The organism is Streptomyces sp. NPDC006435 (assembly GCF_040612315.1).
Taxonomy (GTDB): Bacteria; Actinomycetota; Actinomycetes; order Streptomycetales; family Streptomycetaceae; genus Streptomyces.
Genome location: NZ_JBEXPY010000012.1, coordinates 66,644 through 86,399 on the forward strand (window position 1 = coordinate 66,644; position 19,756 = coordinate 86,399).

The following is a 19,756-nucleotide window of genomic DNA, read 5'->3' on the forward strand; positions in this document are numbered from 1 at the left end:
GCCGCTCCGGGCCCCGCCGCGGGCGGGGCGGTCCCGGCCACCCGGACGGCGTTTCCCGGGTGGCGGACCGCACCGGGCCGGAAGAATCTTACGGAGAGTGCCGAGACCGGTCACTCTCCGTAGGAGTTTCCGAGGTGTCCGGCCAGGAGGCCCGCCGTGCCCAGTCCCGCCGTGCCCAGTCCTGCCGTGCCCCGTTCCGTACCGCTGCGCCGGACGCTCGTCGCGCTGCCGCTGGCCTGTGCCCTGTTCGTGGGCGCCACCGGGTGCGGCGGCGGCAACGACGGCGGCGGCGCGAGCGCCACGGCCTCCCCGAGCGGGACGTCCTCGGTCCAGGCGCAGAAGTTCGCCAAGACGCGCTTCGTCAGCAACGCCGGGCTCGCGGCCGGGGCCACGTACCAGTGGATCGTCAAGCCGTACCGGGCGGGCAAGTTCAAGAAGGGTGCGGACGGGCGGACCTTCGCACTGGTCAAGGCCGGGCTCGCGGGCGCCTTCACCTACAACCGGCTGAAGGCGGCGGCGGTCAACGCCAAGGGTGACCCGCTGCTGTCGAAGGCGGTCGCACCGCTGACGGCGGGCATCGAGTCGCTCAAGGACCTGGGCGCCAAGCTCCGCAGGGGCGAGGCGGGGGAGGGTGACATCGGGGTCTTCGAGAGCGTGATCAACAGCGTCAAGGACGCGGGCGCGAGCGCGGGCGCCGAGGTGAAGGACAAGGTGCCCAGCACTGCTCAACTCGGCGGCTAGGAAGGGGAGTTCACCTGGTCGGGCGGGTGGGGGTGCGAATAAAGCGATGGGCCCCGGTGCGTGGTCGCACTAGGGTTCGGCACATGAGTTCACTTCCGCTTTCGCATGACGACTACTGCGCCGAGATCATCGCCCGCACCGACGCGCTCAGGGCCTCGCTCCGGGGCGCGGACCTCGGCGCGACCGTCCCGACCTGCCCCGACTGGACACTGCGCGACCTCGCCGTGCACGTCGGCGGAGCCCACCGCTGGGTGGGCGAGATCGTGCGCACCCGGGCCACCGAGGAGGTCACGGAGAAGCAGGTGCCGCGGTTCGAGCCGGAGGGCGACGATCCCGACGTGCTCGACGCCTGGCTCGCAGAAGGCGCGGCGGAGACCGTCCGGGCGCTGCGGGAGGCCGGGCCGGACCAGGAGGTGTGGACCTGGGCGTGGGAACGGAGCACGGGGTTCTGGGCACGCCGGATGGCGCACGAGACGATCGTCCACCACGCCGACGCCACGCTCGCCGCGAAGACCGACTACGAGGTGCCGCCGGCGCTGGCAGCGGACACCATCGAGGAGTGGCTGGAGATCGTCGCGTTCGTCCGTTCCGCGGGCGACCCGGAGGCCGCCGAGCTGACCGGGGCCGGGCGCTCCATCCACCTGCACGCCACGGACGTCCCGGACGCCGAGTGGCTGATCGAGTTCGGCGACGACGGCTTCACCTGGCGACGCGCCCACGAGAAGGCGACCGTGGCGCTGCGGGGCACGCTCACCGACATCATGCTGGTCTTCAACCGCCGCCTCGCGCCGGACAGCGACCGGGTCGAGGTGCTGGGCGACGCGGAGCTGCTGGACTTCTGGCTGAAGCGCACCTCGTTCGGCTGAGCCCGGCCCGGGGCTCCGGCAGGCCCCGGCCCGATTCGGGCGGGGTGCGGTACGGGCCCGCTGTGCGGGCGGGGCGGGGCTGAGCGAAGCTGGAGGTGGGACGGCCCGCCCGCGCGGGGCAGGACGCCGCAGCCGGGTGCGCCCGGGGCCGGGGGACGGCACCCGCGCGGGGCACTACGCCGGTCCCGGCCCGCTCCGGGGCGGGACGGGTGGCGCGGTCCCGGACAGGAGCGGTGAACCCATGACGGCCACAACCGTGCGAGGCATCGACCACATCGGGGTCACGGTCCCCGACGTGGAGACCGCGACCCTCTTCCTCGTCAGGGCGCTCGGCGCCGAGGTGCTCTACGACACCCTGCGCCGCCAGGACGGGCCGAACGGCGGACCGGAGGTCGAGCGTCGGCTCGGGGTCCCGGCGGGCACCCTGCAACTGGCGGTCAGGATGCTGGCCCTGCCCTGCGACGGCCCGTGCATCGAGCTGTTCGAGTTCCAGGGGCCCCGCCGCGAACCCCCGGTGCTGCCCTGCGACTTCGGCTGGCAGCACCTGGCGCTGTACGCCGACGACCTGGACGCGGCCGTGCGGGACTGCGTGGCCGCGGGGGCCGTGCTGCTCGCCGACCCGCAGCCGCTGCCGGGCCCCGAGGCGGGGGAGCGCAACCGGTTCGCGTACCTGCGCACCCCGTGGGGCAGCACCCTGGAGCTCCTGACGTACCCGGACCCGCAGCCCTGGGAGCGCACCGCGACCCGACGGCGGGTGCGTCCCTCATCCGTCAGCACCGGGGCCGGCACAGGTGCCGGCACCTGGCCGACCGACCCGGCCAGGCCCGCCCCCGCCTGACCGAGCCGTGCACAGGCCCCGTACACCCGGTTCGGTCCGGCTCGGTTCGAACGGGGGAGGCCCTACTCGTCGAGTTCCGCGAGCAGCCGCGCCTCCTCCCGCGCGTCGAAGTCCTCGCGCGCGCGTGCGACGGCGGGCATGTTCGCCGAGGCCCACGCCAGCAGCACGTCGACGGGAGGCCGCAGGGTCTTGCCCAGCGGCGTGATCCGGTACCTGATCGCCACCGGGCGGGTGGAGAGGACCTCGCGCTCGATCACGCCGTTCCGTTCGAGCCGCCGGAGCGTCGCGGTCAGCGACTTCTGCGTGACCCGGGGAATGGCCCGGCGCAACTCGTTGAAGCGGCAGGGGCGTTCGCAGAGCTCGTTCAGGACGCCGAGCGACCACTTGTCGAGGACCTGGTCGAGCAGCTCGCGGTGCGGGGGGCCGATGAGGAGTCCGTCCTCGGTATCCATGGCGAAACCTGGTCTCGTTGAAGTGTCCTTCTGCCACTAAGTAGCTTACGGATACCTGGCTCGAAGGAGGAACACCATGACCGTCCAGCACTTCACGCCGCGGGGCATGCTGCGGCCGACCCCGTACCACCACGTGGCCGTGGGCACCGGGACGAGGCACGTCCATGTCGCCGGACAGGTCGCGCGCCGGGCCGACGGCGCCCGGGTCGCGCCCGGCGACCTGGCCGGACAGGTCGCCCAGGCGCTGCGCAACACGTCCGTCGGGCTGGCGGGCGCGGGCGCGTCGTTCGCGGACGTGCTGCGCCTGACGTTCTACGTGACCCGGTGGAGCCCGGAACGGATCGGCGACTTCATGGCCGGGGTGGAGGCCGTGGCCGAGGAGATCGGGCTCCCCCTTCCCATGCCCCCGGCCTCCCTCATCGGCGTCGACCACCTCTTCGAGCCGGACGTTCTCGTCGAGGTCGAGGCGACCGCGCTGCTCGACTGAGGCGCGGGGCGGTCGGCCGGGACCGCCGGGCCCCGGACTGCCGGGTCCGGGGCCGCCGTCCCCGGACGTCAGGCCAGGAGCGCGGCGTGCTCCCGGGCGGACTCGGCGGCCCGCTCCAGCGACTCCCGCGCCGACTCCTCGGCCAGCGGCACCAGTTCGGCCATGGAGGGGTTGACGGAGGCCAGCGTCAGCTCGCGCGTGATCACCTCGACCGGCAGGCCGAGCACGTCGCCCAGCACCTTCTGCAGGTAGTTGGTGTCGAAGTCGAAACCGGCCCGCGGCGTGCCGGGCTTGTAGGAGCCGCCGCGCGAGGAGGCGATCACGATCCGCTTGCCGGACAGCGACACGCCCTCGCCGAAGGTCCGCCCCACCAGGAGGATCTGGTCCAGCCAGGCCTTCAGGGTGGACGGGATCGTGAAGTTGTACATGGGGGCGCCGATGAGGACGAGGTCGGCCTTCTCGAATTCGGCGATGAGCTCCTCGCGCAGGGCGGGGACGGCCTCGGCGGTGACGGTGGCGGCGTCCAGGTGCGGTACGGGGGTGGCGGCCAGGTCCCGGCGGATGACGCTGCCCTGCGGGTGCGCCGCCTCCCAGCTCCTGCGGAAGGCGTCGGTGACCTGACGGGAGCCGGAGCCCTCCAGCGGGAACAGGGACGAGTCGATGTGCAGCAGAACGGCCATGGAAAACACTCCTCGGAAACGGGTGCGCGGGGGTGCGCAGGGCGCGCGGGCACGGCGGACCGACGCAGCCCGGCACCGCACAGCGGCTTCATTAGCTACTTACGAAGTGAGAGTAGCTTACTTTTCAGAAGCACCTTGGGGGTGGGCGATACCATGGCCGCATGGCGATGGGGCAGCATGATGCGGGGCAGTGCGCGGGTGTGGGCGGCGCGGTGGAAGGCGTCTTCGTCCTTCTGGGCAAGCGCTGGAACGGCGTGATCCTCGCCAGCCTGATGAGCGGTCCGGGCCGCTTCGCCGAACTGCGCCGCGCCGTCAGCGGGATCAGCGAGCGCATGCTCTCCGACCGCCTCGCCGAACTCGGCGAGGCGGGTCTGGTGAGCCGCGAGGTGGACGCCGGCCCGCCGCTGCGCGTCACCTACCGGCTCACTCCCGCCGGTGAGGCGCTGCGGCCGGCCCTGGAGGAGCTGGGCAGCTGGGCCGAACGGTTCCTCGGTGTCCCCGAGGGGGAGGGCTGCGCCGCCGCACGGCAGCCGGAGACCGCGGACCCCCGGGGCGCGTGACGCCCCGGACGCACCGGGGTGCGTGACGCGTCGGACGTGACGGGATGTGTGACGGGCCGGACGTGCCGGGATGCGTGACGGGCCGGACGCCCCGGCCCCGCCCTCCGGGCGGAGGGTGTCACTCCTGGAGCGCGCCCCGGTCGTTGAGTTCGGCGAGCACCCGCAGGGTGTGCGGGTCCGGTGCCGTCACCAGCAGGTCGGTGACCGGCCCCGCGCGCCACGACTCCAGCCGCTCCGCGATCCGTTCGCGGGGGCCGACGAGCGAGATCTCGTCCGCGAACGCGTCGGGCACGGCCAGCACCGCCTCCTCCTTGCGCCCTTCGAGGAACAGCCGCTGGATGTGCCGGGCCTCCGCCTCGTACCCCATCCGCGCCATCAGGTCGGCGTGGAAGTTGCGGGCCGCGTGCCCCATCCCCCCGATGTAGAAACCGAGCATCGCCTTCACCGGCAGCAGCCCCTCCGCCACGTCGTCGCAGACCCGGGCGCGGACCAGCGGCGCGATCATGAAGCCGTCGGGGAGATCGGTGAGCGAGGCCGCGTACACGTCGGTGCGCAGCGGTGACCAGTACAGCGGCAGCCAGCCGTCGGCGATCCGGGTCGTCTGCGCGATGTTCCTCGGTCCCTCCGCCCCGAGCAGCACGGGCAGCCGCGACCGCAGCGGGTGGGTGATCGGCTTCAGCGGCTTGCCCAGCCCGGTGGCGTCCGGACCGGTGTACGGGTGGGAGTGGAACCGGCCGTCCAACTCCACGGGCGCCTCGCGGCGGAGCACCTGGCGGACGACGTCGACGTACTCACGGGTCGCGGTCAACGGGCTCGCGGGGAACGGCCGTCCGTACCAGCCCTCCACCACCTGCGGGCCGGACAGCCCGAGGCCGAGCATCATCCGGCCGCCGGAGAGGTGGTCGAGCGTGAGGGCGTGCATGGCGGTCGCGGTGGGGGTGCGCGCCGCCATCTGCGCGATGCCGGTGCCCAGCCGGATGCGGGAGGTGTGTGCGGCGATCCAGGTCAGCGGGGTGAACGCGTCCGAGCCCCAGGCCTCCGCCGTCCACACCGACGCGTACCCCAGTTGCTCTGCCGTCCTGGCCAGTTCGAGATGGGCGGGATCGGGGCCCCGGCCCCAGTAGCCGAGCGCGAGTCCGAGCCGCATCCGACACCTCCCAGCATTTCTGACACCCAGTCAGATCGATGCGCACGGACGGAGGGTACGACAACGGCCCCCCGCCCGGAAGGGGCGGAGGGCCGCTGTCGTGACTGCGGATGATGCGCCGGGCTCAGCCGCGCTGGATGCCCGTGGTGTCCTGGAGCACGCCGCGACGGCCGTCCTGGGTCTGCGCGACCAGGGTCTGACCGCGCTGCTCGACCGCGAGGTACCAGGTGCCGGGCGCCAGTTCGGCGATCGGCGACGGCGAACCGTCCTCGCCGTACAGCGGACGGGCCACCGGCACCGCGAACCAGAACGGGGTGAAGTCACCGGCCGGCGCACCCGCACCCGCGGCCTGCGGCTGGGCGTTCTGCGGATCGGGCTGACCGGCCGCCTGCGGCTGACCGCCGAAGGAGGGCTGGCCGCCGTACGACGGCTGCGGCTGGGCGCCGCCCGGGTAGCCGTAGCCCTGGCCGGGCTGGCCCTGGCCGTACGGGGGCTGCACCGCCTGCGGGCTCGGGGCGCCCATCAGCGGGGCCTTGAGCGCGGGGACCAGCGGGGTGGCGACCGCGCCGCCCGCGAGCGCGATGGTCGCGAGCAGGCCGAGGATCATGCCGGCGCCCGCGTCACTGCCGTCGATGATCGTCCAGAAGGCCGTCCACAGCGAGAAGACGGTGAACGCGGCACCGAACTGGCCGAGGTCGAAGCCGACGACCTTGCGGGCCGGCATGGAGCGGCCCACGATCACCAGCGCCGCACCGATGATGCCCGCGAGGAAGAGGCTCATGAGGAGCCCGAGCGAGTCCCAGGCGTTCGGGGCGTTGTAGTTGGAGCAGTTGACGCCCGTGGGGCAGTCGTAGCTGAAAAGGTCGAGGAAAGAGGCGATGAACAGCACGACCGCTGCTCCGATCACCACGCCGTCGCCTCGAGTGAGGGAGCGGATATTCACGTGAAGGTCCTTAGTCGGTCGTCTCGTCTGGGCGGTCGTCGCTGCCGCCTGCACGGGTACGGCGGGCACGGCACGAAGCTCGGGGGAGGCCCCCATCGTACGGATGAATCTATCGTCTGCCCGGTCGGGTTGTGGCCCTGCCCGGAGGCCGGCCCCACATCCCCCCGTTTTCGCCCCAGAACCACCTCTTGTTACCCCTTGAGGTAGCTGCTGATGCCATCGGCAATGCCTTGTGCGGCCTTCTGGCGCCAGTCCGGGCTGGTGAGCAGTGCGGCGTCCCTGGGATCACGCATATTGCCGCATTCGATGAAGACTTTGGGCACGGTCGACAAATTCAGTCCGCCCAGATCCTTGCGGGTGTCCAATCCGGTATTGCCGCCGATGTAATTGGAGGGAGCGCTTCCGGTAGCCCGGACGAAGAGACCGGCGATCCTGGTTCCCAGATCGCGCGAAGGGCCGACGATCTTCGAGGTGTCCGCCGCCCCGCCCCGTACGGCCGCGGGCAGGATCACGTGGAAACCGCGGTTGCCGACCGCGGAACCGTCCGCGTGCACCGAGACCACCGCGTCGGCTTTCGCCTTGTTCCCGATCCGGGCCCGTTCGTCGACGCACGGTCCGTACGAGCGGTCGTTGTCGTACGTCAGCAGGACCTCGGCCCCCTGTTCCTCCAGGAGATCGCGCAACCGGTGCGACACATCGAGCGTGAACCGGGCCTCCGCATAACCGGAATTGGTCGAGGTGCCGGTGGTGTCGCACTCCTTGTGCCCGGTCCCGATGTCCACCTGGCGATTGATTTCCCGGGTGTGCAGGCGATTGTTCGGATTGTGCCCGGGATCGATCACAACGGTCTTGCCCGACAACGGCCCGGAGATCTTCTTCGCGGGCCCGGAAACGGAAGCGGAAGGAGTGGGGGAGGCGGACTTCTTTCCCGGCGCCGCAGCGCTGCTCGACGGCGACGCCGAAGCCGACGCGGAGGACGGCGCGGAGGCGGCGGAGCCGTCTCCCGGACCGGGCCGGGCAGCGGCTCCGCCCCCGTCGTCGCCCGCGCCACAGCCCGCGGCACTCAGGCACACGGCTGCGAGCGCGGCGGCGGCGATCAGGGGCCGGCGGCGCGGTGTGGGGGGAACGCTCTCGTCGTACGGCACCACGCGATGCTATCGGGGCCCTCGGGTGTGTTTCGAAAGTCTCGTCTGGCCGGGGGCGCCCAGCACGCACGCTCGCGGCGTTGTCGGTCGTCGGCGCAGCCCGCTGCGCTCTCCTCCCTCCGCCTTGCGATCGCACGCACCGGATGCCCCCGGCCCCGCCCTCCGGGCGGACGACGCCACTTCCGAAACACACCCTCGGACGGCCACCCTCAGATGCCGGTTCCGGTACGCCGCAGCACCCGCAGCGAATCCGTCACCGAGACCTCGGTGAACGCGCCGGACTCCAGCGCCCGCAGATAGATGCGGTACGGGGCCTGGCCGCCGTGCGCGGGGTCGGGGAACACGTCGTGGATCACCAGCAGCCCGCCCTCGGCCACGTGCGGCGCCCAGCCCTCGTAGTCGCCGTTGGCGTGCTCGTCGGTGTGCCCGCCGTCGATGAACACGAACCCGAGCTTCCCGCCCCAGACCGCCGCGACCTGCGGCGACCGTCCGACCAGCGCCACCACGTGGTCCTCCAGGCCCGCCGCGTGCAGGGTCCGGCGGAAGGTCGGCAGCGTGTCCATCCGTCCCACCTCCGGGTCCACGACGGTCGGGTCGTGGTACTCCCAGCCGGGCTGCTGCTCCTCGCTGCCGCGGTGGTGGTCGACGGTGAGCGCCGTCACACCGGCCGCCCGCGCGGCGTCGGCGAGCAGGATGGTGGAGCGCCCGCAGTACGTGCCGACCTCCAGGACCGGCAGCCCCAGCGCGGCGGCCTCGACGGCGGCCCGGTACAGCGCGAGCCCCTCGCCCACCGGCATGAAGCCCTTGGCGGCCCGGAAGGCGGCGAGAATCTCGGGCGACGGCTCGACGGCGGACTCGGCGGGCACGGGTTCCTCCTGGTGGGGACGGTCGGGGACGGTTTCGGGACTACGCGTTCGACGGCGCCCCATCGTGCCGTACGCCCCCGCCGGAGGTGTCGGCGGGGGAGCCCGTCCGGTCCCGGGACGCCCCTCGGCCGGGCGAGGGGCGCCCCGGGTTCGCGCAGTCGATGTGGCGGTAGAGGACGACCGGCTCCCCGGCCGCCCCGGGGATCTCGCCCCGGAAACAGCGGTCGAGCGGCTGGACCGGACGCAGGCACGCGGGGCAGGTCCGGCCCGGTGGTGCGAACGTCGTGTAGTCCCACGGCCCGTGGTCCCGCGGCCGGGCGTCGACGTTCATGCCGTTCCCCCGTGCTGCGCCGCGGAGTCGGCCAGCCGGTGCAGCATCCGGGCGAGGTCGCGCAGATGCTGGTACGCGCTGAAGACGAGCGCGCCGTCCCTCGGCGTCGAGGCGAGGAGCTGGTCGGCCTCCCACCGGACGGAGCGGGCCGCGGCGGTCCGCGCGTGGTCGAGCACCGCATCGGCGAGGAGGACGACGTGCCCGCGCAGTTCGCCGGTCCGGGCGTCGATCTCCTGGCGCGTGACCGTGCCGAGCCGGAGGGCCAGGGCCTCGTCGGCGGCCCGGAGCGAGGACTCGACGTTCAGAGGAAGGCCGCCGTCGGCCGCCCGCTGCGGTTGGCCGGGGGAGAGGGGCGTCGAGGGATGTGTCATGGGGGCTCCTGGCTCGGGCCTACGGATCTGCGGATCTGCGGATCCGGGGAGGTGGCGGCAGGCGGACGGGTCGCGCGGCGATGCCTCGTACGCGCCCGTTTCGGCAACCTTCGGTAATCGTCGCAGCGCGGACGGCAGCCGGGGGAGTGCCGCAGCGGTTTTCTGCGAGCGGGTTTCCGCGCGAAAGTCCTTGCTGCTCCAGCGCGTTCGCGTCCCCGGACGGGGTGTTCTGCGGCGGTGCAGAACACCCCTTGCGGCGGCAGGACGTTCTCCGTCACGCGGGGTGACGGCGCGTGGGACCGGGGGGCGTCAGGGGGAGGGGGCCAGGAGTGGCCGAGGCGTTCAGGGGGTCAGCTGCCGAAGCGCTCCGGCTTGAGCTTGTTGAGCCAGGCGTGGGTCACGCCGTTCCGCTCGATGCGGAGGAAGTCGGCCCTTCCGTCTCCGTCGACATCGGCGAACCGCACCTCCTGCGGGGGCACTCCGGAGTCCTTCGCGATCCTTCCGATCTCCCGGAACTCACCGCCCGCCCCCTTGTCGCCCACGTTGATCCAGGCACGGGCGCCGCCCTTGGCGGTGATCAGGATGCGGTCGTCACGCTTGTCCCCGTCGATGTCCGCGTACAGGATCTCCTCGGGCTCCGTCCGGACGCCGTCGATGTTCTCGGGCGGCGCCCAGTCCAGGTACTCCCGTCCGCCCACGGACTGGAAGTCCCTGTTGTACCAGGCCGTCGTCGTACCGTCCGGCTCGATCAGCAGGTAGTCGTCCCGTCCGCCTCCGGTGACGTCCGCGAACAGGACGCGGTCCTTCGGACCGACGGACGGCCGGTCGCCGGTGGCTCCCTGCGAGAACACGTCGGGGGTGCCGGTGTAGTCGTTCATGCACATGCGGGCGCCTGCCGGGTTCTCCTTCTTCCAGGTGTGCACCCTCATCCGGCCGTCCGGGGCGACGTCCAAGCAGTCGGGAAAGCCGTCGCCGTCGATGTCGCCGAAGTGGAGGGCGCTGCCCACGGCCCCGGCCGGAGGCACGTAGGAGTTCGGCCCGGGGACGAAGGGGTTCCAGCCCGTGTCCGAAGGGCCCCTGTTCCACCAGAACCGGAACTTCTGGTCCTTGTCGACCACGACGAACTCGGTCCTGGTGTCCAGATCGATGTTGACCATCCGGAACGTGCTCGTGGACGGGAACTTCTCGGGCTGGATGATGCCGCGGTCCTCCCAGCCCGCGCCCGGCCCCTTCGTTTTCGCGTCCCCGGCCGGTGCGGCGGAGTCGGCGCCGGAGTCCGTTGTGGAGTCGGAGTCGGACTTTGTCGTGGAGCCGGAGCCGGAGTCGGAGTTCCAGGGCAGTGGGGCGAAGTACAGGGCCGTGGCGGCGGCCGCGGAGACGAACAGCGCGGCCGGGAGAAGCACCGGGCGGAGGCGCGGACGGGAACGCGGGCGGGCATGCGGACGGGGCCGCGTGTCCCGGCCGGGTTCCTCCGCGGCGTCGCGCTTCTCGGCGGTGTCGCGTGCCTCGGCGGCGTCGTGGTGGTTGTCGGTGATGTCGCGTTCCTTGGCCGCCCGGCGTGCCGCGGCGGCCATCACGGCGGCGTTGACGTAGCGGTCCTCGGGGTCCTTGGCGAGCGCCTTGGAGAGAAAGGCCCTGGTCGCTTCCGGGACGTCGCCGGGGAGGGCCGGCACCGGTTCCTCGATGTGCTTGAGGGCGACCTCGACGGGTGATGCCCCGCTGAACATCGGTGTTCCGGTGATCAGTTCGTAGCAGACCGCGCCGATGGAGTAGAGATCGGAGGCCGGGAGGACGGGCAGCCCCCGGGCCTGCTCGGGAGACATGAAGCGCGGTGTGCCGATGATCCCGTGCGGGTCGGTCAGCCGGGTGCCGGTCTCGGTGCGGGCGATGCCGAAATCGGTCACCGTGACCCGGCCGTCCTCGCGGAGCATCAGGTTCGACGGCTTGATGTCGCGATGCACGATGCCGAGCCGGTGCACGGTGTGCAGCGCGTCGAGCGCCTGGGCGGCGAGGTCGAGCACCCTGGCGGACGGAAGGAGCCCGTGCTCCTCGCGCAGCTCCTCCAGCGTCTTGCCCTCGACGAGTTCCATGACGATGTACGCGACATGCGTCGCCGTGCCGCCGCCGTTCCCGGGGAACATCTGCTCGCCGTAGTCGTGGACGCCGACGACGCCCGGATGACGGATGGAGGCGAGGATCTTGGCCTCCTTCCGGAAGCGGGGGAGGAAGGAATTGTCCTCAAGACCCGACGGGCGAAGGAACTTGACGGCGACCTGGCGCCTGAGCACCTGGTCCTCGGCGCACCAGACCTCGCCCATGGCGCCACCGCCCAACCGTCCGACCAGTGTGTAACGGTCGTCGATCAGCGTCCCTCGACCCCACATGCCTGCATACCTCGCCATGTTCGTCACGCACGGAGCTTCTGGCGCCCGCCGTGCGTGGCGCGGCGCCCCGGAAAGGGTTCCCGGAAAGGCTAAGACCTCGCAAGGAAGCCCTCTGGTTGATCGTCAACCTGGCTGTAACTGCACGGCAGTTGTCCGGAGAAGGGCACCCGGTGGACGAAGGGCCCACTTCGGCAACATTTGGTAATCGATCCGGTGCGGAGGGTAGCCTTGGGTGTCGCAGCAGTTTTCTGCTAACAGATTCCTGCGTGAATTTCTGTGCCGTTTCGGCGCATTTGCGCTCCTGGGCGGAGTGTTCTGCGTCGACGCAGAACACTCCTTGCGGCAGCGGAACATTCTCCGTCACACTGGGTAACAAGTCCTGGGAGGCAGTAGATGATTACGGATGTGGAGTCGGCGACGCCTGCTCTCTGCCGTCTTCAGTTAGGGCGTGAACTCCGGCAGCTCCGGCACGAAGCCGGTCTCACATCGACCCAGGTCGTCCGCACCTTGATCTGTAGTCCGTCGAAGCTGACCAGGCTGGAGACGGGGGACAATTCGGTTGTCGAGGCCGTCGACGTGATGGCACTCTGCGAGATCTACGGGGCGGATCCCGAGAAGCGTGCTCTGTTGTTGGGGTACGCGGCCGTCACCAAGACCAAGAGGGACTGGTGGCAGTCGCCCGAGTACCGGCCCGCCATCCCGCCCACGTTCAAGGCGTACTTGGGCCTGGAAGCCACGGCTGCGGCTGTGTGCAACTACGAGAGCGAATTCGTCCCCGGCCTTCTCCAGACCGAGGACTACGTGCGCACCATCCATCGCCGTGCACACGAGAGGCTCTCCGCCGACGAGATCGACCGACTCGTCACGGTGAGGATGACGCGGCAGGAGGTACTTCACCGCAGGTCTGTGCCGCTCAAGTTTGCAGCGGTGATCAATGAGGCGGTTCTCCGCCGCGAAGTTGGCAGTTCGACCGTCATGCGTGCGCAGATGGAACATCTGGCGGAGGTGGCCGAACTGCCCTCAGTACGGGTGCAGGTCGTCCCCTTCAAGGCGGGCGCTCACCCCGGGATGAACGGCGCCTTCACGTTGTTCCGGCTTGGCGACGCGGAATCCATCGCGTACCAGGAGAACCTGGGCGGGGCATCAGTCACGCGGAAGCGTGCCGATGTCGCCCTGTACGAAGAGGCGTTCAACGACCTCCAGATTCTTGCCGTGGGGCCGCAGGAGTCTCTCGGCATGATCAGAGAAGCAATCAAGGAGCATTGATCTACATGACCACTCGTGAGCCCGCCGGTGCCCACTGGTTCAAGTCGAGCTACAGCAACGACCAGGGTGGCAACTGTGTCGAGGGTGCCCGGCTCGACGGGCAGGTGATGGCTGTCCGGGATTCCAAGGACCCCGGGCAGGGCGTCTGCGTGTTCCCGGCCGCCGCCTGGCGTGCGTTCGTCGACGGGGTCAAGGAGCACTGATCCACATGACCACTCACGTGCCGGCCAGTGCCCACTGGTTCAGGTCGAGCTACAGCAACGACCAGGGTGGGCAGTGCGTCGAGGGCGCCCGGCTCGACGGGGCGGGAATGGCCGTACGCGACTCCAAGGCGCCGGAGTTGGGGGCCTGTCTCTTCCCGGTCGCCGCCTGGACCGCGTTCGTCACCGCAATCACCTCCAACGCCTGACGCGCCGCCCGAACGAAGGCCCCCGCCCGTGCCCCGGCGGGGGCCTCCGCGCAGGTTCTCGAACCGCAGGACCTGCACCCCGGTACGCCTCGTCGGCCCAGTACTCGATGTCCTCTGACGACGTCCCGGGGCTACGCTCGTCGGCATGTCGAACCGAGTTCCTTTCAGTGAGGCGCTGCTCTCCACCGTGGGCACTCCCGAGCAGGCCGAAATCCTGGGCAGCAGTCCACGGGCGCGGGTGTGGCGGGTGCGGTCGGCCGACCGGCGGCCGGTGATCGTCAAGCAGATCGTCGACGGCGGGGACGCGGCGGCCGACGCGGACACGCGCTTCGCGCGGGAGGTCGCCGGGCTGCGCCTGGCGGGACGGGCCGCCGGGCCCGCCGTGGCCCCCGCGCTGCTCGCCACGGACCCGTCCTCGCGGGTGATGGTCCTGGAGCACCTGGAGGACCTCGGCAGGACGGACGACTGGATGCCGGGGTACGCCGAGTCGCTCGCCCGGCTGCACGCCCTGACCGGGCCCGCCGACGCGGGCGCACTGCCGGTCTGGTCGGGTCCCACGGCCGCCGACGCGGAGTCCTTCCTCGCCCTGGCCAGGGCGTTCGACGTGCCCGTGCCGTCCGCGGTTCCCGATGAACTCGCCGCTCTCCTGGAGCGGTTGGACCCTGCCCCGTACCATGCGCTGCTGCACGGCGACCCCTGCCCCGGCAACGATCTGCGCACCGCCGACGGCGTCCGCTTCGTCGACTTCGAGGGGGCCTCGCTCGGCAACGGCCTGATCGAACTCGCCTACTTCCGCATCGGCTTCCCCACCTGCTGGTGTGCCATGTCGGTCACCGCGGCCCCGCTCGCGGAGGTCGAGGACGTCTACCGGACCACCTGGCGCGGCCTCACCGGGAAGGACGTGCCGGGCGACCTCGCCGACGCGTGCGCGGGCTGGCTGATCCAGGGCGACGCGCTCGTCGAACGGGCCCACCGCAGGACGGTCGACCAGTTCGCCCGGGTGCCCTCCGAGGACTTCGAGTGGGGCTACATCTCCGCCCGTGAGCGGCTCGTCCACCGCCTGGGCGTGGTCGCCGACATGACCCGCGACCACGACCACCTGCACGCCGTCGGCCGACTCGGCTCCGCCCTGGCCGACCGCCTGCTCGAACGCTGGCCGCAGCTGCGTCCGCTGCCCACACATGACGCCCGCCCCTGGTATTAGAGCGTGTCATGCCGGTCGGCGGAGCCAGATCATGATGGCGGCGATCGGGACCGTCCCAGTGCCTCGCCGCCGACCGATGCGACCGGCCACGTGCCGTGGCCTCCCCTTTTTCCAAGCCCCTCCCGCATGCTGATGGGCCCGGACGATTGCCCGGCCGGGTCGGTGACGCGGCCCAGTCCCATACCGCCTGAACGGTGTCAGGCGGCTCGGCCGACGTCCAGCCGTTCGGGCGACGGCTCGTATCCAGCCGCCCGGTAGGTGGCGACGGCGGCAGCGTTCGAGCTCGGGGTGCAGACGAGCGCGCTCGACGCACCCATCTCGCGCAGCGCTGCCGCAGCGGCGACGCTGATGGCCGTCCCGTGGCCGCGACCGCGATGGTCGGCGTGCACACCCACCGGCTCCAGCAGGCCGGGCCTGCCGGGGCCGGCCGACCAGACCGTCGCCGCGGCCACCGCGTTGTCCCGGTCGTCGTAGCCGATCAGGCAGCGGGCGTCGGCGTAGACCGGCCCGGCCGCGAGAACGTGCCAGACCTCCTCGGTGAACCTCGGACTGCCGAACGCCGAGCGGTGCACCGCGGTCCGTACCCCCGCCGTCTCCGGACCGGCTACCTCGATCCGCAGGCCGGAGTCCCTCACCGGCGCGGAGAGGTCGTGGCGCAGAGGCGTCCACGGCTCGTCCAGATTCCAGCCCGCCTCCAGGAGGACCTCGCGGAGCAGGGCGCCGTCGGGGATTTCGAGGCCGACCTTCCCGGGCGGCAGGACCCCGCGCTCCGGATCGTTGAGGTCCGCCAGCAGCCGACGCGCCAGATCCTCGTCCTGTCGCAGGTCGGGCGCGGTCGTCAGACGCAGCACATCAGGGCCGTCCAGGTAGCCGACGGCGATGATCCGTCCGCCCGCGCTCCAGGTGCGGACGGCCGAGGCCAGCTTCTCCGCGCCCAGCGCCCAGGCCCAGCCGAGGTCTCCCGGATGGAGTTGCAGCGGCGTCCGGTCGTCCTGCCATGTGCGGAGTGCGTCCACGGCTCCGGTCAGCTCGTCGGCGCAGGGCTCGTTCAGAACGATCGTCATGTCCTGCATCTCACACCGTCACGGCGGCCGGCCGCACCCGGTTTTTGCTCAGCCGGCCGGACCCACAGGACACGCCTGGGCCGTATCCGTGCTCCGACAGCAGATTCCTGTTGCCCACCAGCGGGTTCGCGACCATGGGGGTGAGCGTCGGCAGACGGTCATGGGCCGACGCTCACGAGCCGGCCGGCCGGTGCGGGGGGATTTCGGCCTCGATACGTACGCCCCCACCGACGGCATGGATTCCGGTGGGGGCGTACATGGGGTGGGCCCGGGTCGGGGCCCCTGGCAGGGGTGCCGAGTGGGGAGTCAGCAGCTCTGCCAGAGCCGGGTCATGACGCGGACGCCGAAGCGCAGGCCCTCCAACGGGACGCGTTCGTCCACGCCGTGGAACAGGCGGCCGTAGTCCAGGTCGTGCGGGAGCTTGAGGCCCTTGAAACCGAAGCAGCGGATGCCGAGGTGGGTGAAGGCCTTGGCGTCGGTGCCGCCCGGGTTGCAGTACGGGACCGGGTGGCCGTCCGGGTCCTCGGCGCGCACGGCCGCGCACATGGCGTCGACCAGCGGGCCGTCGAACGTGGTCTCCATCGCGATGTCGTGGTTGACCCACTCACGGGTGACCGAGGGGAGGAGGAGGCCGTCGATCGTGTCGATCAGCTCCTGCTCGTGGCCGGGGAGGAACCGGCCGTCCACCCGGGCGGTGGCCTTTCCGGGGATCACGTTGGTCTGGTAACCGGCGTTGAACATGGTGGGGTTCGCGGAGTTGCGGAGCACCACCTGCATGAAGTCGGCGACGTGCCCCAGCCTGGCCAGCTCGGCGTCCAGGTCCTCGGCGTCGAGGTCGAGCTCCACGCCCTGGAGGTCGGCGGCCTCCTGGAGCAGCGCCCGCACCGGTTCGATCAGCCGGACGGGGAAGGTGTGACGGCCGATGCGGGTCAGCGACTCGGCGAGGTCGGTGACCGCGTTCTCGTCGTTGGGCGACGAGCCGTGGCCGGCCCGGCCGGTGGCGGTCAGCTCCATCCAGGCCATGCCGCGCTGCGCGTTCTCGATCGGGTAGAGGCGCCGGGTGTCGTCGAGCGCGTACGAGAATCCGCCGCCCTCGCCGATCGCCTCGGTGACCCCGGCGAACAGCTCCGGGCGGTGCTCGACCAGCCAGTGGGCGCCGAACTTCCCGCCCGCCTCCTCGTCGGCGAGGAAGGCCAGGACCAGGTCGCGGGACGGCCTGGTGCCGGTGCGGGCGAAGTGCCGGGCGGTGGCCAGCATGACGGCCACCGTGTCCTTCATGTCGATCGCGCCGCGCCCCCACAGGTAGCCGTCGCGGATCTCGCCGGAGAACGGCGGGACCTGCCACTCGGCGGCGTCGGCGGGCACCACGTCCAGGTGGCCGTGGACCAGGAGGGCACCGCGCTTCGGGTCGGCGCCCGCGATCCGGGCGATGACGTTGGCGCGGCCCGGGGCGGACTCGACCAGCTCGGAGGCGATGCCCGCCTCGGCGAGGCGGCCCACCACCCAGTCGGCGCAGGCGCGCTCGTCGCTGGTGGGGTTGGAGGTGTCGAACCGGATCAGTTCGGCGCAGAGCCCGATGACCTCGTCCTGGGCCTCGGCCGAGGCCGGGGCGAGCGGGGCGGTGGTGGGGTCGGGGGTGGTCATGCTGCTCCCACAGGGGTTGTCGCGCGGGCGGCGGGGGCGGAGGCGTCCTCGTCGTCCAGGGTGGAGGTGCCGTACGGCTTCACCCAGCCCAGCAGGCCGAGGACGCTGTACAGGACGAACGCGGTGGCCAGCGAGTTCAGGGCCGGGATGCCGCCGTCGTAGAACTTGCCGACGCAGAACGCCGCGATCCAGATGACGATGGACATCGGGACCCAGGTCGGCGAGGACGTCGGCAGGGTCTCGGACTCGCGGGTCTCGTCCAGCGGCTTGCGCATCCGCTTCACGACCCAGTACTCGGCCACGATGATGCCGCCGATGGGCGGGATGGCGACGCCGAGGACGGAGAGGAACTCGGTGAAGTGGGTCATGATCCCGACCGCGGACAGGGCCGTGCCCGCGATGCCCAGGACGATCGTGACCGCGCCGCGGTGCAGCCGCTTGCGGAAGACGACCTGGAAGAAGTTGACGACGCCGAGCGAGGAGCCGTACAGGTTCCAGTCGTTGATCTTGGCGGTGGACATCAGGACCACGATCACGCCGAAGGCGCCGGAGGTGGAGAGCACGATGTGCGAGACCTCGCTGCTCTTGACCAGGTGGCCGAGAAGCACGCCGGTCAGGCCGACGATGTACTCGGAGAGGATCATCGACGAGGCGCTCTGCAGGAAGACGTGCGAGCCCTTCCGGTTGTACCGGGTCATCTCCGGGGACACGATCGCGCCGGTCATGTAGCCGCCCGCGATGGCGGTGGCGGCGACGGCGAGCGGGATCGTCTCGCCGGGCGGCGGGGAGCTGATCAGCTCGCTGATGGAGTGGTCCTTCAGCGTCGATATGACCGACCAGGCGACCATCGCGAAGAACAGCGGCGTGACGATTTTGGCGAAGGTGGCCATGTACGTGAAGCCGAAGATCACCAGGGCGGTGATGGCGATGCCGGCCAGCACGCACCACATCCAGGCCGGGCCGCCGATCAGCGCCGAGACGCTGTTGCCGAAGATCGTGTTCTGGACGCCGAACCAGCCGACCAGGCTGACCGCGATGATGAAGCTGACCAGCGCCGAGCCGTTGCGGCCGAAGCCGACCCAACGGGTCAGCATGGGCGTCGCCAGGCCCTCGCGCATGCCGGCCAGGCCGATCGCGAAGATCACGACCTCCAGGATCACCGCGCCGAGCGTGAAGGCGAGGAAGGCGCCCTTGAAGGTCATGCCGACGCCGATGGTGGCGCCGAGGGTGAACTGCGAGATCGAGCCGGACTGGGCCAGCCACTGGAGCAGCATCGACCAGAAGCCGAAGCGCTTGTCGCGCGGGACGCGGGACAGCGAGTAGTCGTCGCTGCCGATGGCCTTGGACTCGGGGGCCCCGGCCTCGGCCTGCGGGGTGGCTGCCATCAGGACTCCTGGGGTGTGCGGCCGAAGGTCTGCAGGTGTGCCAGCGACCCGTAGCGGTTGACGAGGTTGTCGAACTCCACCGCGTCGTGGAAGTCCAGGTGGCCGCTGCCGTAGCCCTTGGCGACCTCCACGGCGTAGCGGGCGGCGGACGCGATGTCCGTCTCGTGGCTCGCGCCCGTACCGCAGCCCGGCACCGCGGCGGCCGAGGTGATGGCCAGGCCGATGACCGGGGCGGTCGTCGCGGTGGAGGGCTGAAGGATCGAATTGATGTGGTGTGCCCCATTACCGTACGGGGTGATGTCCTGGGTGGTCACCGGATACGTGACCAACGGCTCACCCGTCACCACGGCCAGCAGTTCGCCGAGCGGCTCGGCGACCCGGAGCACCCAGCCCTCCTTGACGGTGGGCGACAGGGCGAGGCCCTTGTGGTTGATGATCCGGTTGCCCTTGGTGGTGTCGATGGAGAGCACGGCCTCCATCTCGTCGGTCACCTCGTGCCGGTTCATGGTGGCGATGTCCACGGGCGAGCCCATGAACGGCACCGGGTCGTGCGGCTCGGTCGGCGCGTTCGGGCAGATGTGGGTGGCCACGATCACGTCGCCGGGCAGCACGTCGCCGCGGCGGCGCATGTCCAGCAGCTTGGCGGCGGCGGCGAGCGCGGAGACCGCGCCGTCGGCGTCGGAGACCAGGCCGGTCACCTCGGGCCGGGCGCCGATGCCGCCGAGCCGGCCCACCACGCCCAGGGTGCGGGCGTCGCCCCCGGACGTGCGTCCCCGCGAGCCCGGGACGCGGACCATCACGAAGTCCGTCGAGCCCTGCGCGCCGACGACCGTGGTGACCTTCGCGGACGAGCCCTCGGCGCCGCTCACGGAGTCGAGGTACTCGACGACCGTCTTGCCATTGACCTGGGGATCGTCCAACAGATCGACGATGTCCAGCACGTACTTCAACATGGGGGGCCTTTCTCGCTCAC

Annotated in this window: 22 protein-coding genes; 9 read left to right on the forward strand and 13 right to left on the reverse strand. The window is 71.3% G+C overall.

What is annotated here, in order from left to right; translation table 11 throughout:
• Window positions 1–186 precede the first annotated feature (186 nt).
• The 3 genes from ABZZ04_RS14970 (at window position 187) to ABZZ04_RS14980 (ending at window position 2,445) form a co-directional block, all read left to right on the forward strand.
• On the forward strand, window positions 187–741 hold the full coding sequence (locus ABZZ04_RS14970) for a hypothetical protein (RefSeq protein ID WP_356932702.1): 555 nt from the start codon (window positions 187–189) through the stop codon (window positions 739–741).
• An 83-nt stretch (window positions 742–824) separates the two neighbouring features.
• The gene (locus ABZZ04_RS14975) at window positions 825–1,607 is read left to right on the forward strand and encodes a maleylpyruvate isomerase family mycothiol-dependent enzyme (protein ID WP_356932606.1); all 783 of its coding nucleotides are present in this window, start codon (window positions 825–827) and stop codon (window positions 1,605–1,607) included.
• Window positions 1,608–1,848: 241 nt separating this feature from the next.
• The gene (locus ABZZ04_RS14980) at window positions 1,849–2,445 is read left to right on the forward strand and encodes a VOC family protein (RefSeq protein ID WP_356932607.1); all 597 of its coding nucleotides are present in this window, start codon (window positions 1,849–1,851) and stop codon (window positions 2,443–2,445) included.
• 62 nt (window positions 2,446–2,507) lie between these two features.
• On the opposite strand, the gene ABZZ04_RS14985 is transcribed toward ABZZ04_RS14980, so the two are convergent.
• Entirely contained in the window at window positions 2,508–2,897 is a 390-nt protein-coding gene (locus ABZZ04_RS14985) for a helix-turn-helix domain-containing protein (RefSeq protein WP_356932608.1), read from the reverse strand.
• A gap of 76 nt (window positions 2,898–2,973) precedes the next feature.
• Between ABZZ04_RS14985 and ABZZ04_RS14990 the strand changes: the two genes are divergently transcribed.
• On the forward strand, window positions 2,974–3,384 hold the full coding sequence (locus tag ABZZ04_RS14990; protein WP_356932609.1) for a RidA family protein: 411 nt from the start codon (window positions 2,974–2,976) through the stop codon (window positions 3,382–3,384).
• 68 nt (window positions 3,385–3,452) lie between these two features.
• Here the strand turns inward: ABZZ04_RS14990 and ABZZ04_RS14995 are convergent, their stop codons facing one another.
• Window positions 3,453–4,064 (reverse strand): NAD(P)H-dependent oxidoreductase, encoded by a 612-nt coding sequence (locus ABZZ04_RS14995; RefSeq protein WP_356932610.1) that lies wholly within the window; start codon window positions 4,062–4,064, stop codon window positions 3,453–3,455.
• A 161-nt stretch (window positions 4,065–4,225) separates the two neighbouring features.
• Here ABZZ04_RS14995 and ABZZ04_RS15000 point away from each other — a divergent pair, with 161 nt between their 5' ends.
• Window positions 4,226–4,624 carry a helix-turn-helix domain-containing protein gene (locus ABZZ04_RS15000; protein ID WP_356932611.1) on the forward strand — a complete coding sequence of 133 codons (399 nt, stop codon included), beginning with the start codon at window positions 4,226–4,228 and terminating at the stop codon, window positions 4,622–4,624.
• A 118-nt stretch (window positions 4,625–4,742) separates the two neighbouring features.
• On the opposite strand, the gene ABZZ04_RS15005 is transcribed toward ABZZ04_RS15000, so the two are convergent.
• The 7 genes from ABZZ04_RS15005 to ABZZ04_RS15035 form a co-directional block, all read right to left on the reverse strand.
• Entirely contained in the window at window positions 4,743–5,771 is a 1,029-nt protein-coding gene (locus ABZZ04_RS15005) for an LLM class F420-dependent oxidoreductase (protein WP_356932612.1), read from the reverse strand.
• A 124-nt stretch (window positions 5,772–5,895) separates the two neighbouring features.
• Window positions 5,896–6,714 (reverse strand): DUF5336 domain-containing protein, encoded by an 819-nt coding sequence (locus tag ABZZ04_RS15010; RefSeq protein WP_356932613.1) that lies wholly within the window; start codon window positions 6,712–6,714, stop codon window positions 5,896–5,898.
• Window positions 6,715–6,905: 191 nt separating this feature from the next.
• The gene (locus ABZZ04_RS15015) at window positions 6,906–7,859 is read right to left on the reverse strand and encodes an N-acetylmuramoyl-L-alanine amidase (protein ID WP_356932614.1); all 954 of its coding nucleotides are present in this window, start codon (window positions 7,857–7,859) and stop codon (window positions 6,906–6,908) included.
• Between the two features lie 209 nt (window positions 7,860–8,068).
• The gene (locus tag ABZZ04_RS15020; protein WP_356932703.1) at window positions 8,069–8,656 is read right to left on the reverse strand and encodes a class I SAM-dependent methyltransferase; all 588 of its coding nucleotides are present in this window, start codon (window positions 8,654–8,656) and stop codon (window positions 8,069–8,071) included.
• A 109-nt stretch (window positions 8,657–8,765) separates the two neighbouring features.
• On the reverse strand, window positions 8,766–9,056 hold the full coding sequence (locus ABZZ04_RS15025; protein WP_356932615.1) for a hypothetical protein: 291 nt from the start codon (window positions 9,054–9,056) through the stop codon (window positions 8,766–8,768).
• Window positions 9,053–9,427, reverse strand: coding sequence for a DUF6415 family natural product biosynthesis protein (locus tag ABZZ04_RS15030; RefSeq protein ID WP_356932616.1), 375 nt, complete (start codon window positions 9,425–9,427; stop codon window positions 9,053–9,055). The genes ABZZ04_RS15025 and ABZZ04_RS15030 overlap by 4 nt, the downstream gene beginning before the upstream one ends.
• A gap of 350 nt (window positions 9,428–9,777) precedes the next feature.
• A complete protein-coding gene (locus tag ABZZ04_RS15035; RefSeq protein ID WP_356932617.1) occupies window positions 9,778–11,811 on the reverse strand; it encodes a protein kinase in 2,034 nt (677 codons plus the stop codon).
• A gap of 393 nt (window positions 11,812–12,204) precedes the next feature.
• Here ABZZ04_RS15035 and ABZZ04_RS15040 point away from each other — a divergent pair, with 393 nt between their 5' ends.
• The 4 genes from ABZZ04_RS15040 to ABZZ04_RS15055 all read left to right on the forward strand — a co-directional run bounded on the left by ABZZ04_RS15040 (window position 12,205) and on the right by ABZZ04_RS15055 (window position 14,690).
• Window positions 12,205–13,077 carry a helix-turn-helix transcriptional regulator gene (locus ABZZ04_RS15040; protein ID WP_356932618.1) on the forward strand — a complete coding sequence of 291 codons (873 nt, stop codon included), beginning with the start codon at window positions 12,205–12,207 and terminating at the stop codon, window positions 13,075–13,077.
• A gap of 5 nt (window positions 13,078–13,082) precedes the next feature.
• Window positions 13,083–13,280, forward strand: coding sequence for a DUF397 domain-containing protein (locus ABZZ04_RS15045; protein WP_356932619.1), 198 nt, complete (start codon window positions 13,083–13,085; stop codon window positions 13,278–13,280).
• A 5-nt stretch (window positions 13,281–13,285) separates the two neighbouring features.
• Window positions 13,286–13,486, forward strand: coding sequence for a DUF397 domain-containing protein (locus tag ABZZ04_RS15050; protein ID WP_356932620.1), 201 nt, complete (start codon window positions 13,286–13,288; stop codon window positions 13,484–13,486).
• A gap of 145 nt (window positions 13,487–13,631) precedes the next feature.
• On the forward strand, window positions 13,632–14,690 hold the full coding sequence (locus tag ABZZ04_RS15055; protein ID WP_356932621.1) for a phosphotransferase: 1,059 nt from the start codon (window positions 13,632–13,634) through the stop codon (window positions 14,688–14,690).
• Between the two features lie 197 nt (window positions 14,691–14,887).
• On the opposite strand, the gene ABZZ04_RS15060 is transcribed toward ABZZ04_RS15055, so the two are convergent.
• The 4 genes from ABZZ04_RS15060 to ABZZ04_RS15075 all read right to left on the reverse strand — a co-directional run bounded on the left by ABZZ04_RS15060 (window position 14,888) and on the right by ABZZ04_RS15075 (window position 19,736).
• Complete coding sequence (locus tag ABZZ04_RS15060) at window positions 14,888–15,754, reverse strand: GNAT family N-acetyltransferase (protein WP_356932622.1); 867 nt, start codon at window positions 15,752–15,754, stop codon at window positions 14,888–14,890.
• Between the two features lie 306 nt (window positions 15,755–16,060).
• Window positions 16,061–17,398, reverse strand: coding sequence for a M20/M25/M40 family metallo-hydrolase (locus ABZZ04_RS15065; RefSeq protein WP_356932623.1), 1,338 nt, complete (start codon window positions 17,396–17,398; stop codon window positions 16,061–16,063).
• Window positions 17,395–18,783 carry a cytosine permease gene (locus ABZZ04_RS15070; RefSeq protein WP_356932624.1) on the reverse strand — a complete coding sequence of 463 codons (1,389 nt, stop codon included), beginning with the start codon at window positions 18,781–18,783 and terminating at the stop codon, window positions 17,395–17,397. Before ABZZ04_RS15070 ends, ABZZ04_RS15065 begins: the two co-directional genes overlap by 4 nt.
• Window positions 18,783–19,736 (reverse strand): DUF1177 domain-containing protein, encoded by a 954-nt coding sequence (locus tag ABZZ04_RS15075; RefSeq protein ID WP_356932625.1) that lies wholly within the window; start codon window positions 19,734–19,736, stop codon window positions 18,783–18,785. The genes ABZZ04_RS15070 and ABZZ04_RS15075 overlap by 1 nt, the downstream gene beginning before the upstream one ends.
• Window positions 19,737–19,756: the final 20 nt, after the last annotated feature.

Coding starts and splice junctions, on each gene's coding strand:
- ABZZ04_RS14975 (WP_356932606.1), top strand. CDS start 825: ATGAGTTCACTTCCGCTTTCGCATGACGACTACTGCGCCGAGATCATC.
- ABZZ04_RS14980 (WP_356932607.1), top strand. CDS start 1,849: ATGACGGCCACAACCGTGCGAGGCATCGACCACATCGGGGTCACGGTC.
- ABZZ04_RS14985 (WP_356932608.1), bottom strand. CDS start 2,897: ATGGATACCGAGGACGGACTCCTCATCGGCCCCCCGCACCGCGAGCTG.
- ABZZ04_RS14990 (WP_356932609.1), top strand. CDS start 2,974: ATGACCGTCCAGCACTTCACGCCGCGGGGCATGCTGCGGCCGACCCCG.
- ABZZ04_RS14995 (WP_356932610.1), bottom strand. CDS start 4,064: ATGGCCGTTCTGCTGCACATCGACTCGTCCCTGTTCCCGCTGGAGGGC.
- ABZZ04_RS15000 (WP_356932611.1), top strand. CDS start 4,226: ATGGCGATGGGGCAGCATGATGCGGGGCAGTGCGCGGGTGTGGGCGGC.
- ABZZ04_RS15005 (WP_356932612.1), bottom strand. CDS start 5,771: ATGCGGCTCGGACTCGCGCTCGGCTACTGGGGCCGGGGCCCCGATCCC.
- ABZZ04_RS15020 (WP_356932703.1), bottom strand. CDS start 8,656: ATGCCGGTGGGCGAGGGGCTCGCGCTGTACCGGGCCGCCGTCGAGGCC.
- ABZZ04_RS15025 (WP_356932615.1), bottom strand. CDS start 9,056: ATGAACGTCGACGCCCGGCCGCGGGACCACGGGCCGTGGGACTACACG.
- ABZZ04_RS15030 (WP_356932616.1), bottom strand. CDS start 9,427: ATGACACATCCCTCGACGCCCCTCTCCCCCGGCCAACCGCAGCGGGCG.
- ABZZ04_RS15035 (WP_356932617.1), bottom strand. CDS start 11,811: ATGTGGGGTCGAGGGACGCTGATCGACGACCGTTACACACTGGTCGGA.
- ABZZ04_RS15040 (WP_356932618.1), top strand. CDS start 12,205: ATGATTACGGATGTGGAGTCGGCGACGCCTGCTCTCTGCCGTCTTCAG.
- ABZZ04_RS15045 (WP_356932619.1), top strand. CDS start 13,083: ATGACCACTCGTGAGCCCGCCGGTGCCCACTGGTTCAAGTCGAGCTAC.
- ABZZ04_RS15050 (WP_356932620.1), top strand. CDS start 13,286: ATGACCACTCACGTGCCGGCCAGTGCCCACTGGTTCAGGTCGAGCTAC.
- ABZZ04_RS15055 (WP_356932621.1), top strand. CDS start 13,632: ATGTCGAACCGAGTTCCTTTCAGTGAGGCGCTGCTCTCCACCGTGGGC.
- ABZZ04_RS15060 (WP_356932622.1), bottom strand. CDS start 15,754: ATGACGATCGTTCTGAACGAGCCCTGCGCCGACGAGCTGACCGGAGCC.
- ABZZ04_RS15065 (WP_356932623.1), bottom strand. CDS start 17,398: ATGACCACCCCCGACCCCACCACCGCCCCGCTCGCCCCGGCCTCGGCC.
- ABZZ04_RS15070 (WP_356932624.1), bottom strand. CDS start 18,783: ATGGCAGCCACCCCGCAGGCCGAGGCCGGGGCCCCCGAGTCCAAGGCC.
- ABZZ04_RS15075 (WP_356932625.1), bottom strand. CDS start 19,736: ATGTTGAAGTACGTGCTGGACATCGTCGATCTGTTGGACGATCCCCAG.